General features: G+C 43.1%; 15 protein-coding genes. 1 reads left to right on the forward strand and 14 read right to left on the reverse strand.

Going from position 1 to position 15,784, the window contains the following annotated elements; genetic code table 11:
• Window positions 1–316: 316 nt before the first annotated feature.
• From J7E32_RS07715 to sppA, 7 genes are all read right to left on the reverse strand, one after another.
• The gene (locus tag J7E32_RS07715; protein WP_214905988.1) at window positions 317–1,504 is read right to left on the reverse strand and encodes an acetate kinase; all 1,188 of its coding nucleotides are present in this window, start codon (window positions 1,502–1,504) and stop codon (window positions 317–319) included.
• A gap of 249 nt (window positions 1,505–1,753) precedes the next feature.
• On the reverse strand, window positions 1,754–2,749 hold the full coding sequence (locus J7E32_RS07720) for a class I SAM-dependent methyltransferase (RefSeq protein WP_214905991.1): 996 nt from the start codon (window positions 2,747–2,749) through the stop codon (window positions 1,754–1,756).
• Window positions 2,750–3,163: 414 nt separating this feature from the next.
• A complete protein-coding gene (gene tpx / locus J7E32_RS07725; RefSeq protein ID WP_214905993.1) occupies window positions 3,164–3,664 on the reverse strand; it encodes a thiol peroxidase in 501 nt (166 codons plus the stop codon).
• Between the two features lie 172 nt (window positions 3,665–3,836).
• Entirely contained in the window at window positions 3,837–4,349 is a 513-nt protein-coding gene (gene ytfJ, locus J7E32_RS07730; protein WP_214905995.1) for a GerW family sporulation protein, read from the reverse strand.
• A gap of 18 nt (window positions 4,350–4,367) precedes the next feature.
• Window positions 4,368–5,063, reverse strand: coding sequence for a DUF2953 domain-containing protein (locus tag J7E32_RS07735; RefSeq protein ID WP_214905997.1), 696 nt, complete (start codon window positions 5,061–5,063; stop codon window positions 4,368–4,370).
• A gap of 74 nt (window positions 5,064–5,137) precedes the next feature.
• Entirely contained in the window at window positions 5,138–5,758 is a 621-nt protein-coding gene (locus J7E32_RS07740; protein ID WP_214905999.1) for an RDD family protein, read from the reverse strand.
• 13 nt (window positions 5,759–5,771) lie between these two features.
• Complete coding sequence (gene sppA / locus J7E32_RS07745; protein WP_214906000.1) at window positions 5,772–6,782, reverse strand: signal peptide peptidase SppA; 1,011 nt, start codon at window positions 6,780–6,782, stop codon at window positions 5,772–5,774.
• A 143-nt stretch (window positions 6,783–6,925) separates the two neighbouring features.
• On the opposite strand from sppA, the gene J7E32_RS07750 reads away from it, so the two are divergent.
• Window positions 6,926–7,726 carry an NAD kinase gene (locus tag J7E32_RS07750; RefSeq protein ID WP_214906002.1) on the forward strand — a complete coding sequence of 267 codons (801 nt, stop codon included), beginning with the start codon at window positions 6,926–6,928 and terminating at the stop codon, window positions 7,724–7,726.
• 38 nt (window positions 7,727–7,764) lie between these two features.
• On the opposite strand, the gene rarD is transcribed toward J7E32_RS07750, so the two are convergent.
• The 7 genes from rarD to ezrA all read right to left on the reverse strand — a co-directional run bounded on the left by rarD (window position 7,765) and on the right by ezrA (window position 15,609).
• Window positions 7,765–8,700: an EamA family transporter RarD gene (rarD, locus tag J7E32_RS07755; RefSeq protein WP_214906004.1), complete on the reverse strand. Its 936-nt coding sequence runs from the start codon at window positions 8,698–8,700 to the stop codon at window positions 7,765–7,767.
• A gap of 144 nt (window positions 8,701–8,844) precedes the next feature.
• On the reverse strand, window positions 8,845–9,165 hold the full coding sequence (locus tag J7E32_RS07760; protein WP_214906006.1) for an iron-sulfur cluster biosynthesis family protein: 321 nt from the start codon (window positions 9,163–9,165) through the stop codon (window positions 8,845–8,847).
• A 134-nt stretch (window positions 9,166–9,299) separates the two neighbouring features.
• Complete coding sequence (gene mbcS, locus J7E32_RS07765) at window positions 9,300–10,880, reverse strand: acyl-CoA synthetase MbcS (protein ID WP_214906010.1); 1,581 nt, start codon at window positions 10,878–10,880, stop codon at window positions 9,300–9,302.
• A 197-nt stretch (window positions 10,881–11,077) separates the two neighbouring features.
• Window positions 11,078–11,284, reverse strand: coding sequence for an alpha/beta-type small acid-soluble spore protein (locus tag J7E32_RS07770; protein WP_023626976.1), 207 nt, complete (start codon window positions 11,282–11,284; stop codon window positions 11,078–11,080).
• A gap of 91 nt (window positions 11,285–11,375) precedes the next feature.
• A complete protein-coding gene (thiI, locus tag J7E32_RS07775) occupies window positions 11,376–12,584 on the reverse strand; it encodes a tRNA uracil 4-sulfurtransferase ThiI (protein WP_214906013.1) in 1,209 nt (402 codons plus the stop codon).
• A complete protein-coding gene (locus tag J7E32_RS07780) occupies window positions 12,581–13,726 on the reverse strand; it encodes a cysteine desulfurase family protein (RefSeq protein ID WP_214906016.1) in 1,146 nt (381 codons plus the stop codon). The genes thiI and J7E32_RS07780 overlap by 4 nt, the downstream gene beginning before the upstream one ends.
• 191 nt (window positions 13,727–13,917) lie before the next feature.
• Window positions 13,918–15,609, reverse strand: coding sequence for a septation ring formation regulator EzrA (gene ezrA, locus J7E32_RS07785; protein ID WP_214906019.1), 1,692 nt, complete (start codon window positions 15,607–15,609; stop codon window positions 13,918–13,920).
• Window positions 15,610–15,784 lie beyond the last annotated feature (175 nt).

Consider the following 15,784-nt stretch of genomic DNA (forward strand, 5'->3'; position numbering starts at 1 on the left):
TCTTCCAGTATAGCACAAGAAAAGCGGAAGCGCCTTGGTCAGCCCCGACAAGCGCTGGAGGGCTGACCAGTGAAATCGTTCTTTGACTTCATTGGGCAGACCGAAATCGAAAAGCGGAGGCGACTGTCCAACTCCGACAAGCGCTGGAGGGCCTGACAGCGAAGTCGGTTTTTGAGTTCATTGGCAGGACCGAAACGTCTCGAGGAGTTAGGAGCCACAGCTAGACAAGCGTCTCGAGGGGCTAGGTGCTGAAGCTAGACAAGCTTTATCACCACATAAAAAGGCAGAAGCTTGTACGCTTCTGCCTGAAAGTGATTTATTTTGCCAAACGCACGACGTCACGGGCGATCATGACTTCCTCGTCTGTCGGGATAACCATTACTTTTACCGGAGAGTGCGGGTAGCTGATGAAAGCTTCTTCGCCGCGCACTTTGTTCAAAGCTGGATCCCAGTAGATGCCCATGAACTCAAGGCCCTGAAGGACACGAGCACGGATTGCCGAACTGTTTTCTCCAATACCGGCAGTAAAGATGATGGCGTCAACACCGCACATGCGGGCTGCATATGAACCGATGTATTTATGGATTCTGTCCGCGAAAACTTTCAGTGCAAGCTCTGCACGATCATTTCCTTTTTCTGCTTCGTCTTCGATGTCACGAAGGTCACTTGAGAATCCGGATACTCCTAGCATACCGCTCTCTTTGTTTAGGACGTCCAAAACTTCATCAGCAGTTTTATCTGTTTTTTCCATGATGTATGGAATCAATGCTGGGTCGATGTTACCTGAACGAGTTCCCATCGTCACACCTGCAAGCGGAGTGAATCCCATTGATGTATCGATTGACTTGCCGCCTTCGATTGCTGCGATACTTGCACCATTTCCAAGGTGGCAGGAAATTAGGCGCAGGTGTTCAACAGGACGGCCAAGCATTTCAGCTGCACGCTGGGAAACATACTTGTGTGAAGTACCATGGAAGCCGTACTTACGGATTCCATACTTTTTATAGTAGTCGTATGGAAGACTGTATAGGAAAGAGTTTTCAGGCATTGTCTGATGGAAAGCTGTATCAAACACAGCAATCGCAGGAACATTCGGGAGCACCTGCTGGAATGCACGGATACCAGTCAAGTTAGCTGGATTATGCAGTGGCGCAAGCTCTGAAAGCTCTTCGATTTTTTTCAGAACCTCTTCAGTGATCAATACTGAATCACTGAATTCTTCACCGCCGTGAACAACACGGTGACCGATTCCTTCGATTTCATCAAGTGACTGAATGATTCCCAAAGAAGTCAGTTTATCAAGAAGGATTTTTACCGCAACCTCATGATTCGGTATATCAGTAACTTCCTTATTCTTTTCTCCATTTACTGAGATTGTAAAAATTGAATCTTTAAGACCGATTCTTTCAACAATTCCTTTAGTGATGACTTCTTCGCTTGGCATTTCGAATAATTGGAACTTAAGTGACGAACTGCCGGCATTGATTGCAATTATTTTAGACATTTGTACCGCTCCTTTTATATAACAACCTGATTAAAAATACAGTGAAATAGTACACCATTATTGTGTGCCACAGGCCGCAATTATATCTCTCATTTTCCCATTTAAACACTGTCTTTTTCACATTTCAAGCAAAGCTTTTCCAAATAGGAAATGAGTTTTTATTCAGATACTTCTAATGATTAGAAAAAAACATTAGCATGTTTTATATACCACAAACAAATGAAAAAAGAACCGGTTATGCAGCCGGTTCTATTGCTGTGCATTTTTATTTTCGTTAAACCATAGATCGATTTTATTTAGCATCCTGTTCACGGCTGCTCCGTCCGATAGTTTTGGAAGCTCGGCAAGGAGAGCCTGTTTTGGTGCTATTACTTCTTCACCGTTTTTCTGTAGTATAAGGATACTTTTAGCTGCCTGCTTGTTTTTAAACAGTGATGCTGGAAGCTGTAAAACACCCTGGACAATCAAATGGTTTTTAATGAACTCATGAAGCATCGGGGCTTGTTCACTTTCAAAAAGGCCATTAGGTATCATGAAGAACAAATATCCGCCTTCTTTCACATGCTTCGTACTTTGCTCGATGAACATGTGATGAGAGTACGTATGGCCCTCTTTTGCTTTTACTTCATATTGTTCCGCTCTGAGGTCATTAGGATAGTAGCCCACTGGAAGATCACAAATGACCGCATCGGCAGGATCGACAAACAATGGTTCAAGACTGTCCTGATTGAAAAATTCGACCGGATGCTTCTGAAGGTTGGCATTCACGAAGGCCAGACGGATCAGTAGGTCATCAATCTCAACACCGACGGACTCGATTTCCTTGTCGGTCTGCTGGTTCAATACCGTAGCGAGAAGGTTTCCAGTTCCGACCGCAGGGTCAAGGAGTCTAAATGATTTCTTGGCGACAAACTTATTGACCAGGTAGCCAATGAACATGCCGACAGAATCAGGTGTCATTTGATGGTTCGGCTGGGTATGCTCCTTCATTCCCTTTAAAATCGCAAGCTGGAAGCCTTTGCGGATTTCTTCTTTGCTAAAGGAATCAAGGTTGATCTCCTTATATACTTTTTCTAGCCGTTTCGCTGTGACTTCATTAAGTTCGTCCTGGAGCACTGTTCCCTGAAACAAGTTTTCCCCGCTTTCAGCCAGCGCTTCCAAATATGTACATGATAACTCTTCTTTTAAAATATCTGCAGTTGTATTGAATGCAGTAAATAATTGTTCGACCGGAGTCATACTCACTTTTCTTCCTCCTGATTTGAATAGATATTTATATATTTTAGACCTGTTTTGCTCTGTGTACAAGGTATATGGTCCGAATGGGGGCTGAATGGGGCTGAATGGGGGCGGACTGTACAGAGAGTCTATCGGACACTTACACTGCTTTTTGCCTTCTGTTTGTCCGATAGAGCCTTCCTATCGGACACTTCCAACGCTTTCCGCCTTCTGTTTGTCCGATAGAGCCCTTCTATCGGTCACTTCCAACACTTTCCGCCTTCTGTTTGTCCGATAGAGCCTTCCTATCGGACACTTTTCCTGGTCCCCGCTTCACGTTTGTCCGATAGGGGCCTATGATATCATTAATGTTTACACATTCCTATTCTTACAGCAAAACAAGCCGCAGTTTTTTTCTGCGGCTTGTTTCCTGGTTGTGTATTAGTTTGCTTGCTTTGCAGCTTCTACTGCTGCTTCGTAGTTAGGGTGGTCTGTTGCTTCGCTTACATACTCAACGTATGTTACTTTGTCGTTTGAATCAACAACGAATACTGCGCGTGCAAGCAGGCGAAGTTCCTTGATTGCTGCTCCGTAAGCTTCACCGAATGAAAGCTCGCGGTGGTCTGATAGAGTCTGGACATTATCAATTTCTGCTGCACCACACCAGCGCTTTTGCGCGAAAGGAAGGTCAACGCTGACTGTCAAAATCTTAACGTTATCAAGGTTTGCAGCTTCTTCATTGAAGCGGCGAGTCTGCGCATCACAAACTCCTGTGTCAAGTGAAGGAACAACGCTGATCAAACGTACTTGTCCTTTTGAATCCTGAAGTGTCACTTCAGAAAGATCGTTTGCAAGCACTTTGAAATCCGGTGCCTGGTCTCCAACCTTTACTTCATTTCCTAGCAATGTAACTGGGTTCCCCTTAAATGTAACAGATGCCATACCTGCTCATCCTCCTTGTCCATTATATGTACAGTGTTAATATATCTTTTAAAGAATTTTTTTGCAATTATTTTACTAAAAGGATACAAAGTACATAGCTAAGCTGCCTTCCCGCTGGAAAAGGCAGCTTCCTGCTAAATAGTTGTTTTTCGCAGTTCCGTGTATTCACCTGTTAAAATTCCAGGTCAGTTTTCGGACCGTTGTAATCAGCCTGAGAATGGCCTTGGTTTTTGTTCTGGCTGCCTTCCTGGCTGTTCTGGTCTTTCTTCGACATCATGTTCTGGATTTTTTCTACAACCTGCGGGGCAAGGTCTAGTATCTTCTCATACAAATGTGTATTTTCATCAAGGTGAAGCATTTTTACACCCTTAGAGTTGACGATCAAGAAAGCAATCGGCGTGATTGAAACACCGCCACCGCTACCTCCTCCGAATGGGTGCTGGGAACCTCCAGACTGTCCTCCTGAGCCGCCAGAACCGCCAGAGCCACCTGATCCTCCTTTAGAGCTTTCCAAAACGAATTCGCTTCCGCCAGCGGCAAAACCGAAACCTACCTTTGAAACTGTCAGGATCACGCTTCCATCCGGTGTTTCTACGGGGTCTCCAATGATTGTGTTAACATCAATCATTTCTTTCAAGCTTTCCATGGCAGTTGTCATTAATCCTTGAATTGGATGGTCGGACATTCCTGTTTCCTCCTTATTTTAGACAGAATTAGTATTATCACCAGAAAGGGCGGATAATGGCTTAGATTTAAATTCCGGCCAGCCGCCTTTCCAATATTTAACCAGCTTTATTCCTGCTAAAATAGCATGCCCGACTCTGAGTTGAATCATACATTTAAAGCTAGTAATTGAAACAGTTTGCTGAAAGCTTGGTGTAATCGTCATGACAGGCATTTCTTTCATTTTCATATAGTTGCTCAGGAGTCCGATTACTCCGCCTTTGACTGCCCAGAAGGCACCGGTAATCACACCTGTCGCCGCTGCATCTGAAACACCAACCATGGTGTGCCATTCAATATTCCGAACCGTAACTTTCTTTAAAAAATTCCTGATAATTTTATGAAAACCGGCGATGTGGGTGATCAGCTGCTTGAAATCATGAAGGCTGCTAAGTAAATCATTTTTGTCAACTTGAGTTGTTTTTTGTTGTTTCATATTTTCATCGGTCCCTGTTTTGATTTTTTGCTCGGCCACGATAGTGGGAGAATCATCATCGATTTTCACAACGGGCACTTCGATCTTGAACTTGATTAATCCGCCCCATGCCTTAATCGTTACCTTAAAATGATCATTATCATTGCCGTGGTAATAATCTAAATAAATCTTAACTTTGGTAAAAAGGATTATAAGTATAAGCACCGTGAGAAGCAGTATGGCAAGCAGCACCCATTTCATCGTCCTCCACAACCTTTCAGCCTATTATTATCAACAAAAGGGCAAAAAAATAAACCTGCCGCAGCAGGTTCATTCTAACGTGGTTCGTATATGACGGTTGTATCAGCAAACAAATCATGCAAGCCCTGTTTCTTTTTTGTAAAAGCAACGACCACATACAAAACTATGATGGTCGCTGAAATGAAACGTCCGATCCACTCGCGGAAAATAACGCTTCCCCAGGTTAGACCCTTGCCGTCCAGCTCTACCACCTTCAAGCCAAACACCATTTTTCCGAGGGTCTGGCCAAAGTACTTTGTCATTAACACAAAATATAAATAGAAAATGACAGCTGTCGCGATGGCTATCGGGGAAAGGACCCCCTCCTCAATCAACGGTACATCCAGTGCCCGAAACACAGGATTAATGATCATTCGGTTGACGCTCCCAATTACAATCAAGTCAAGCAAATACGCCCAAAAACGTGTCCAGAAACCGGCATAGAGACCAGCGTATATATGTTTCACGGGTTCAGCTTTGTCAAGTACATAACCATCAGGTTGTGAGTAATTGCTAGATTCAGGCTGAGATATTTGATGTTCCTTTTCAGTCTTAAAATGAGACTTGTCATCTAGGGTTTCGGACCCATCCATGTCTTCTTTTGGTTCAGATTGAGAGGATACATTGTCGCGATCTTTAAAATCATCCGAATTCATATTTTATCCCTCCTTATTCCGCATATAAATACATCAGGCGAGGAGAATTAGGCTGGGACAATATCTTCATTAATCCTGCCATTTCTGCGTCTTTCCCGATGATTTTTTGTGCGCTCAAGCTGAAGAACGAACCAAAGCCCATGCTTTCTGTGTATTTGACGACAGTAGCATCACCTAGTTTTTGATCTTTCCTGACACTGTCGATGACATCTTCAAGATAACCAAATCCATCGATCAAATTCAGCTGCTTTGCCTGGCGACCATCATAAATCCGGCCATCGGCAATTTCCTTGACTCGTTCAACAGACATTCCGCGTCCTTCTGAAATGACTTTCACGAATCCCTCATATGAGTTATCAATCATCGATTGAAGGATTTTGCGCTCATCCTCTGTCATCGGCCTTGATGGGCTCATGATATCCTTGTATGGCCCGCTTTTGATGGTCGTGAATTCAACGCCATACTTTTCGGCAAGGCCGGCATAATTAACTCCCTGCATGATGACACCAAGCGACCCGGTAAGCGTTTCAGGGCTGGCAAAAATTTTATCAGCCGGCGCAGACACATAATAACCACCGGAAGCGGCCATTGACCCCATCGATACATAAATCGGCTTTTTCGTTTCCTTCTGGATCTCCTTGATCTTGTCATGGATTTGCGCACTTTCCACGACACCGCCGCCAGGTGAGTTCACCTGCAGGATGATCGCCTTAACATCCTTTGCTTCTTTAACATGATCAAGCTGTTCCATGAATGCTTTATGATTATAGAGTGGACTTTCAAAGAATGATTCAGCATCACCTGTATCCTGGATTACCCCATTGATGGACAATACCGCTATTTTGCTAAGCATGTCACCTTCTTCGATTATTTCTTCAGCAAACATTTCTTCCGATACGGCAAACATATCCGTAAAAGCATTTTCCGCGTCACTAAATGCCACTGTAGACAGAAGATTTATAACTGTTGACGCAATGAATAATCCGACGGCTATTCCTAAAGCCGCCCATCTTTTCCCATTCATCTTGAAGCCCCCTTGTAAGTTTCTTGTACTTTCAAAACCTTATGAAAAAATGATAAACTGATGTCAATAACATTTATTTTAGCAAAAGATTTCAAAAGTGGGTAAAATTATGGAAGAAATACGAATTGTTTGGAGGAATTTATATGCCAGATCGCCGTAATATTTATTTTCACCATACACCCGACACAACTATGTTGGAAAAAGTTGAGCCCCTTTATGAGCTGGCTCGCCGTTATGATTTCAATATCGTGTCCGACTATCGCACAGCAAATATTATCGTAAGCATTGGTGATGACGGTACCTTCCTGCAGGCTGTCAGAAAGACCGGTTTCCGGGATGATTGCCTATATGCCGGCATTTCAGTTACTGGCTCCCTGAATATGTATTGCGATTTCCATCTCGAGGATACAGATAAAATGATTGAAGCAATCACAAATTCACAAATCGAAGTCAGACGCTATCCGACGATCGAGGTAACAATCGATGGTGATACAACTTTTGTCTGCCTGAATGAATTCAGCGTCCGTTCTGCGATCATTAAAGCTTTTGTCATGGATGTTTATATCGATGACAAGCATTTTGAAACCTTCCGTGGAGATGGAATGATCGTCGCTACTCCTACAGGAAGCACAGCGTATAACAAGTCGGTCAACGGAGCCGTTGTCGACCCGCTGCTGCCTTGCATGCAGGTGAGCGAGCTTGCTTCAGTGAACAACAATGATTACCGTACACTCGGCTCATCCTTCATCCTGAGTGGAGACCGGAAGCTTACCTTCAAGGTTGCCCAGGATGGAAATGATTATCCAATCATGGGAATGGATAACGAAGCTTTGAGTATCCAACATGTTGAAAAGTTTGATGTGAAACTTAGTAACAAAATCATCAAGACTGTCAAACTGAAGGACAACTCTTTCTGGGAAAAAGTGAAGAGGACATTCTTATAATAGAAAAGAGCTGCGGAAAAATCCGCAGCTCTTTTCTATTACATTGGCATTCCCTTTTCTTTTTTCCACTTAACTGTCATAGCTGTGGCCATTTTTGTCCTTGATAAAGAGTATAGGATCAAAGCTGACCAGATAAAGGTGAAGGCAAGCAGGTGGATTGACGAGAATGTTTCGTGATAGACGAAAACTCCAAGGATGAGTGTTAATGTCGGTGCAATATATTGCAGGATACCAAGTGTCGCGAGCGGAATCCTTTGAGCTCCTTTAGCAAAAAAGAGCAGTGGTACTGCCGTAGCCGCTCCTGCCCCTGCCAGCAGCAGCGTAGTCGACAAGGAACCAGCAAACAGGGAGTTCGTTCCCTGGTTCATAAGATAGCCAATGTAGATTGCTGAGAGCGGCATGACGACCAATGTTTCGAGCGCAAGCCCGACAGCAGAATCTACCTTGATCAATTTCTTCGCCAATCCGTAAAGACCAAAGGAAATTGCGAGTGATAGTGCAATCCACGGAAATTGTCCGTACGAAATCGTCATGATCAATACACCGATTGCTGCGAGCGCAAACGATAAATATTGCAATAAAGTTAAGCGTTCCTTCAGAAATACCATTCCTAGCAGGACACTTACAAGCGGATTGATATAATAGCCAAGGCTTGCTTCGATCATCTGGTCTGTATTCACAGCCCATATATACATGAACCAGTTAATGCTGATTAGCATGGATGCCACAGCAAGGGCGGCTAATTGCTTTTTGTTTTGGGCCAGCCCTCGCATTGTCCCTTTGAAAAGTCCCCATTTCTTATTAATGACCAGAATAAGGGCGATGAAGAAAAACGACCAGAATACACGATTAGCCAGGATTTCATCAGCATTTACATGATCTAAAAGCTTCCAATAAACAGGAAGGAATCCCCACAATATATAAGAAAAAGCTGCGTACAGGACACCAGCTTGTTGTTCGGTCCTTTTATTCATCCGAACAGCCCCCTAATCTTTCTAGACTCGAAATAATATCATTATAAAGGGGAACTCGGCGGGCTGACAATCTTTTTTTATGATCAATAACAGACAATTTGCGCACACTGTTTAATTCAATAATGAAAAATAACCCTGACCGGGTTATTTTTCATTTCGTGGTTTTAACTTGAAGTTATAGCCAAATGTCTCTTCGGCAGAGGATATTTTATAGCCGAAACCTGGCTTAAAATCCAAGAATATCTTACTTGGAAGAGATTCCAGCGATTTTTCTGGTACGAAAAAGTTAAAACCGCTTTCTGTAATCACTTCATCATCTGCCTGCTTTTCTTCAATTTGCAGTTGAATATCCGTTGCGATTGAACAAGTCCCAACAAACTCTGCTAAAATCCTTATTCCTTCATGAACACTGAATTGGACCTTGTTTAACTCCTCCAATGCAGCCTCTCTGATTTCAATGTTCATAAATAATCACCCTTTCTAATTTAAATATACCCAAGTTTTCAACCTCAACGCATCCACTGCTTTTTGGTATGATCCTCACTGAAATTAAACTAAATAGAAAAAGCAGACCCAGCGGCCTGCTTCTTGTTAAGAATTTATTTTGCACCTTCCAATTCCTTTTTCCTTAATTCAATACGGCGGATTTTACCAGATGTTGTTTTTGGCAGTTCTTCAAGGAACTCAATCTTTCTCGGATACTTATATGGAGCCGTTAATTCCTTCACATGCTGCTGCAGCTCAGCCACAAGGTTTTCCTGTTCAGGGCTTACGCCATCACGCAGGACAACAAATGCTTTGACGATATGGCCGCGGATTTCGTCCGGTGACGCGACTACCGCACATTCTTTTACATAAGGATGTTTTACTAGTGCGTCCTCAACTTCAAAAGGCCCGATTGTATAACCAGAGCTGATAATGATATCATCGCCGCGCCCCTCAAACCAGAAGTAGCCTTCTTCATCTTTGCTTGCCTTGTCCCCTGTTACGTAATAATCTCCGCGGAACTGCATTGCTGTCCGCTCTGGATCCTTGTAATAGTTTTTGAACAACGCAGGTGTTTCAACATGGACAGCAATGTCCCCAACTTCTCCTGGGGCACAAGGCTCACCATTTTCATTGATAATCTCGACCCTGTTTCCAGGCGTTGGCTTGCCCATCGATCCCGGTCTCAATTCCATGCCTTTTGTCACGCCGACAAGCAATGTGTTTTCTGTCTGTCCATAACCGTCACGCACTTCTACATTGAAATGCTTTTTAAATGTATCAATTACTTCACGATTAAGCGGTTCTCCAGCAGAAACCGCACTGTGAAGCCCTGGCAGATTAAAATCATTCAAGTTTTCTACCTTCGCCATAAGACGGTATTCTGTTGGTGTGCAGCAAAGGACATTCACATTGTATTTTTGTAAAAGTGATAAATACTTTTGCGGCTCGAATTTCCCCTGGTAAACAAGGCCGGTTGCTCCGGTTCCCATAACGGATAAAAACGGACTCCAGATCCACTTTTGCCAGCCCGGACCTGCAGTGGCCCAGACAGTGTCACCGTCCTGGATACCAAGCCAGTTTGCCGCTGCTGTGCGAAGGTGGGCATATGCCCATCCATGTGTATGGACGACCCCTTTTGGATTGCCAGTCGTTCCGGAGGTGTAGCTAAGGAATGCCATGTCATCGCGTTCTGTATCAGCCAGCGGAAGGTCGTCCGAAGCAGATTTCATTTCGGCATCCAGATGGATCCATCCTTCCTTTTCGTCTCCTATAACGAATTTAGGCAGGTCATTCGCTTCCTCGATCCCATTGAATTCATTGGTAAAAGGAGCATAGCTGACAATCGCTTTTACGTCGCCATGGTTGATTCGATATTGAAAGTCCTTCGTTCTTAGCATTTCTGAACTTGGAATGACAACTAACCCCATTTTCAAGGATGCAATATAAACCTGATAGGCCTCAATCAATCTTGGTACGACGACCAAAACGACATCACCCTGCTCTAAGCCATGTTTCGAGAAAACGTTTCCAATCCTATTCGCATTATTCAGTAGTTCACGGTATGTAATCTCTTTTGTGCTGCCTGCTTCATTTTCCCAGATTATTGCTTTTCTTTCCTGATCCTGAGCGAAACGCTCCATTTCAGATACAAGGTTATACTTTTTCGGTGCAATCAATTGTTCCCTGTTCATACTCTTCCCCCTCTTAATAATTAGTTAAGGCAAATTCCGCTTATGTACGTCTTGCCTTCTTATCCCCAATCCCTATTATACAAAATTATTTAAAAATTTAAAATTATAAGATAAAACTTTTTCAATATAATAATTCAATGCAATAAAAAGAGCGGGGCATCTGCCCCGCTCCTTGTAGCCATATTATTAATTTTTAATTAGCGAGAGAATCCGCCACCAAGTTGCTGTTCAGCCATTTGAACTAAACGCTTAGTGATCTCTCCACCTACAGAACCGTTAGCGCGAGAAGTAGTTTCTCCGCCTAGTTGTACACCAAATTCAGAAGCGATTTCGTACTTCATTTGGTCAAGAGCTTGTGATACTCCAGGTACTAGAAGTTGATTTGAGCTGTTGTTGTTTGCCATGTGTTTCACCTCCTTGTGAGTATAGAGTGTGTAAAAACACATGGCTTAATTCAAATCTTTAATTGGTAATTGTTCACAAATTTATCATAAATTAAAATAGATTATCCATTGAATCATCTTCTCGTTCTGAAGCAGGTTTTAAAACGATAATCTCCGTTCCTTCAACTGCTTTTTGAACCAATTCCTCGAAGTCGAAGAAGCTTTCAAAGTGTTGAACCTTATCAAGCTTTGGTTTTGTTTTAGGTGATGCAGGAACAAAAACCGTGCAGCAATCCTCATATGGGCGGATCGATATGTCATGGGTATCGATATCTTGGGCAATATCCATGATTTGAAGTTTGTCCATTGTAATCAAAGGTCTGATGATTGGTGTAGAAGTCACATCATTGATCGCATACATACTTTCAAGTGTCTGGCTCGCTACCTGCCCTAGACTTTCACCTGTGATGATTGCAAGTCCGCCCTGTTTTTCCCTGATGGCGTCCGTTATACGGAGCATCATTCTTCTTGTCGTTGTCATCGTATAGTTTTCAGGTATTTGCTTGTGAATGGCCTGCTGGATTTCCGTGAATGGCACAATGTGAAGTGCGAAATGGCCATTTACCTCTGCCAATTTTTCCGAAAGATCGAGAACCTTTTGTTTTGCTCGCTCACTTGTAAATGGAGGACTGAAAAAATGGATGCCTTCAACCTCGAGACCTCTCTTCATTGAAAGGTAACCTGCTACTGGACTGTCAATTCCCCCGGAAAGCATCAGCATTCCTTTGCCCGCAGAGGCAGCAGGGAGTCCGCCAGCACCTTTTATCGTTTCTGCTGAAATATAGGCGGCTTCTTTCCTGATTTCAATCTGAAGATTTATATCAGGTTTGCGGACGTCTACTTTCAAGTCATCAACATTCCTTAAGATGTGGCCGCCGAATTCTGAATTGATTCCGTTTGTATCCAATTCAAATGTCTTGTCCGAACGTTTGGCAGTGATTTTAAAAGTCTGGCCATGCTTATAAATCTTCCTGAAAAGTTCTAGTGCAGCATCTTTCATTTTATCGAGATCTTTTTCAACTTTTACAGCCGGACTGAAGGATTGAATCCCGAATATTTCTTTCAGCTTCTCTCCCACTCCGTCGCTATCCTCACCATTAAGAAGGATGAACATTCGGTCGCGTTCTGCCTTTATCGCTACATTCGGATAGTTGTATAAAGCTCTTTTAATATTTTTTCTCAGTCGATCAATGAATTTATTCCTGTTTCTTCCTTTTGTCGATATTTCTCCATACCGAACCAAAATACGGTCATACATCATTTTTTTACTACCTCGCTTAAATGTTTTACTGTTTCAGCAATTGCCTTTGTTGCTATTTCCGCTTCTTCTGCTGTATTGCTGTATGTCAGGCTGACTCTGATCGCGCTTTCTGCTTCCTCTTGTGGCACTCCCATTGCCAGCAAAGTCTTGCTTGCAGCTTTCTTTTTGGAGGAGCAGGCGCTTGTAGTTGATACATAGATATTTCTTTCTTCCAGTGCATGTACAATTGTTTCTGCCTTCAACCCCTTGATTGAAAAGTTCAAGATGTGGGGGGCACGATTCTCCATTGGCGTGTGAATGGTAATTTCCTTGATTTGGCTGATACCGCTTCTTAATCTTTCCATCGCTTCTTCCATTTGATTCAGCTTTTCTTTACTCTGTTCAAATGTCATTCTCAGAGCCTTTGCCATTGCAACCACGCCTGCTACATTTTCCGTTCCGCTTCGCTGCTTCCATTCTTGATTTCCGCCGGAGAATAATGAAGACAAATGAACGCCTTCTTTTATAAACAATGCACCTGTCCCTTTCAATCCATGGAATTTATGCCCCGATATGGTAGACAAATGGATTCCGGCTTCATAAAAGTTCAATGACACCTTTCCAACTCCCTGAACGAAATCAACATGGAAAAACGCTTTTGGATACTTTTTAAGCATGGTGCCAATTTCCTTTATAGGCTGAATCGTGCCAATTTCATTATTGACATGGATTACAGACACCAGGATGGTATCATCTCGCATTTCATTCTGAATTGATTCCGCGCTGATAAAGCCGTTCCTATCTGGTTTTACATATGTTATATCATAGCCGAGCGATTCAAGCTGTACCATGGCATTGTGGATGGATGCGTGTTCAATGCTTGTGGTTATGATATGCCTGCCTCTTTCCCGGTGGGCCATCGCGATTCCTTTAACCGCAAGATTATTGCTTTCCGTTCCTCCGGATGTGAACAGGATTTCCGTTTCTTTTACATTCAGCAGCTTGCCAACCTGAGAACGTGCCTGCTGAAGCAGCCTCTCTGCCTGCCCGCCGATTTTATGAAGTGATGAAGGATTTCCGAAAAAATCCTCTGAAACTGTTACAAATGAATCCAATACTTCCTTATAGGGTTTAGTTGTTGCGCTGTTGTCTAAGTAAATCACCTTATCCCCCCTTGTTTCAATACGTTTTTGCTAACTAGAAATCTTATCATATGAAGTAATTAATGAAAAATAATCGAAATTGACATTATATAGTATGCCCGGAAGATCGAAAAGCGCAAGTGCCCGGGTCAGCCCCAACAAGTACTGCCCGCATAAAAACAGGTCTCCATGACGGAGACCTACGTTTTTGATCACTCTTTTTCAGCTATCATTTGCTCGATTCTCTTCAGGGCACCAGGTTCTACTTCTTCAATTGAAGTAGCCGCCTGTTCAAGCGCATCGCGATAATCGTAATTTCGGAAATACTCTTCTGCTTCCCGAAGTCCCCGGTCAACCGAAGGATATCGGCTGCGGTACCTGTTGCCATATTGAATGACTCGCTCAGCCAGCATGACTGTCTCGACGATTTCTTCAGTCGATGCTTCAAGCTTTTCAACCGTCAGTACAGCAATTTCTAAATACTGTTGGACAACAGGAATATCCAGCGGCTTCTCCTCAAGCTTATCATTTACTTGTTTAATGCTTTCATTGGCATCTTCAAGAAGGTATTTGTATTCCTGTGACAAACCAGGCATATTGCTTTTGGAGACGATCCGGATCAGTTCTGAAATCTTTTTCGACAGATCCCATACTTTATCCCTCGCCGCCATTTCATCCTTCCTTAGAGCGCTCAACTTTTGCACCAATACTTTTTGCTCTTCAACAAGCACATCAAGCTGCTGCTTCGCTTCTTCAAGCTCCACCTTTATCAGGCTTTGCGCTGTGTCGTTTTCAGTGATTCTGTGATCGATTAACTCAAAGCGCTTAAGCAGGCCTTTGAGCTGTTGTTCTACATTCGTTTGTGCCGACAACTCTTTATCATTCAGGTGATAGCTCTCCTGGATATGCTTTGTCTCTTCTTTCAGCGTCTTGCTTTCTGTTATTGCTTTTACGAGGGTTTCTTTTGCCTCGTGTTCTGTCTTCGTAATGTATTGTTTAGCCAGGACCTCAGCTTCCAGGAGATCGAATAGCTTCTCAACACGTTCCTTTAACCCTTGAATGCCCTGTTCAGCGATTTCAACATCGCCCTTTTCCAGGGAGGTCCGATAATCAGTCAATTCCTTTCCGATTTCCTCAACCTCTTTTTCTGCGTCCAGATGGTCAAGCACATATCCCTGTGCAGCCATCTCCCTGACTCCGTCCTTCAGGTCGCTGACTTGGGCAGGAATGACCGACTGGCAATCATGCAGCAGCGCTGGGATGGATTCCATCTTGCTCGATACCTGTTCAAGCAGGGCCTGGATGGACAACACAGTTTCCCTTGCTTCAAGGTAATTGCCATTATCCGTTTTCTCATCAAAATCGATGAATTTTGCCTGAATGTTTTCAAGCATCGCTTCGAGACTGGCCTCTGCGCTTCCGAAACTGTGGCGGTGTGACAGAAGGTTTTTCTTATTATCCCTGTATTGCTCCTTCAGGCCATCGATTTCTTCACGGTTTTTCTCTTCGCTTCCGACAAGTTCATTCAACTCACCGAGGATTTTTTTAATCTTATCCTCTGTTTCCGTAAGCTTGCGGTCAATGACTTCAAGAGCTTCCTTCGCCTTTTTGAACCTGTATTTGTCAATGTACTCCTCCGCATCGAACAAATAGTCTTCGATGCCTGGCAGCTTGGACGTTACAAGTTCATCCCATTCCTGGCGCCAGCGCTCGAAAAGCTCCTCAGTCTGGCCTGTCATGTTCAGCTGTTTTACCTTTGACATTTCATCAAGTACCGGCCGGTTCATGATATCGATTTTCCATGACTCATACCGGTCGACCTCACTGTAATACTTCCGTTTCATAAAATATCCGATTAAAAAAAGAATTATTAATAAAGCAATCCCGCCAATTATGTATTCCATTGTTATCCCCCTGGCCTCACAAATTCCAAGTTCAGAATCCTTCTATATAAAATGAATTTATAAATGCGTGTATAATGTATTTATATTACCATGTAAACGACAATTTTTGACTATTAAATTCATATTTTTTGTTGAAATTATTCGAATTAAGCCGATTCAACTTAATATCAGGCAT

It is taken from the genome of Bacillus sp. ISL-55 (assembly GCF_018613155.1).
Taxonomy (GTDB): Bacteria; Bacillota; Bacilli; order Bacillales; family Cytobacillaceae; genus Mesobacillus.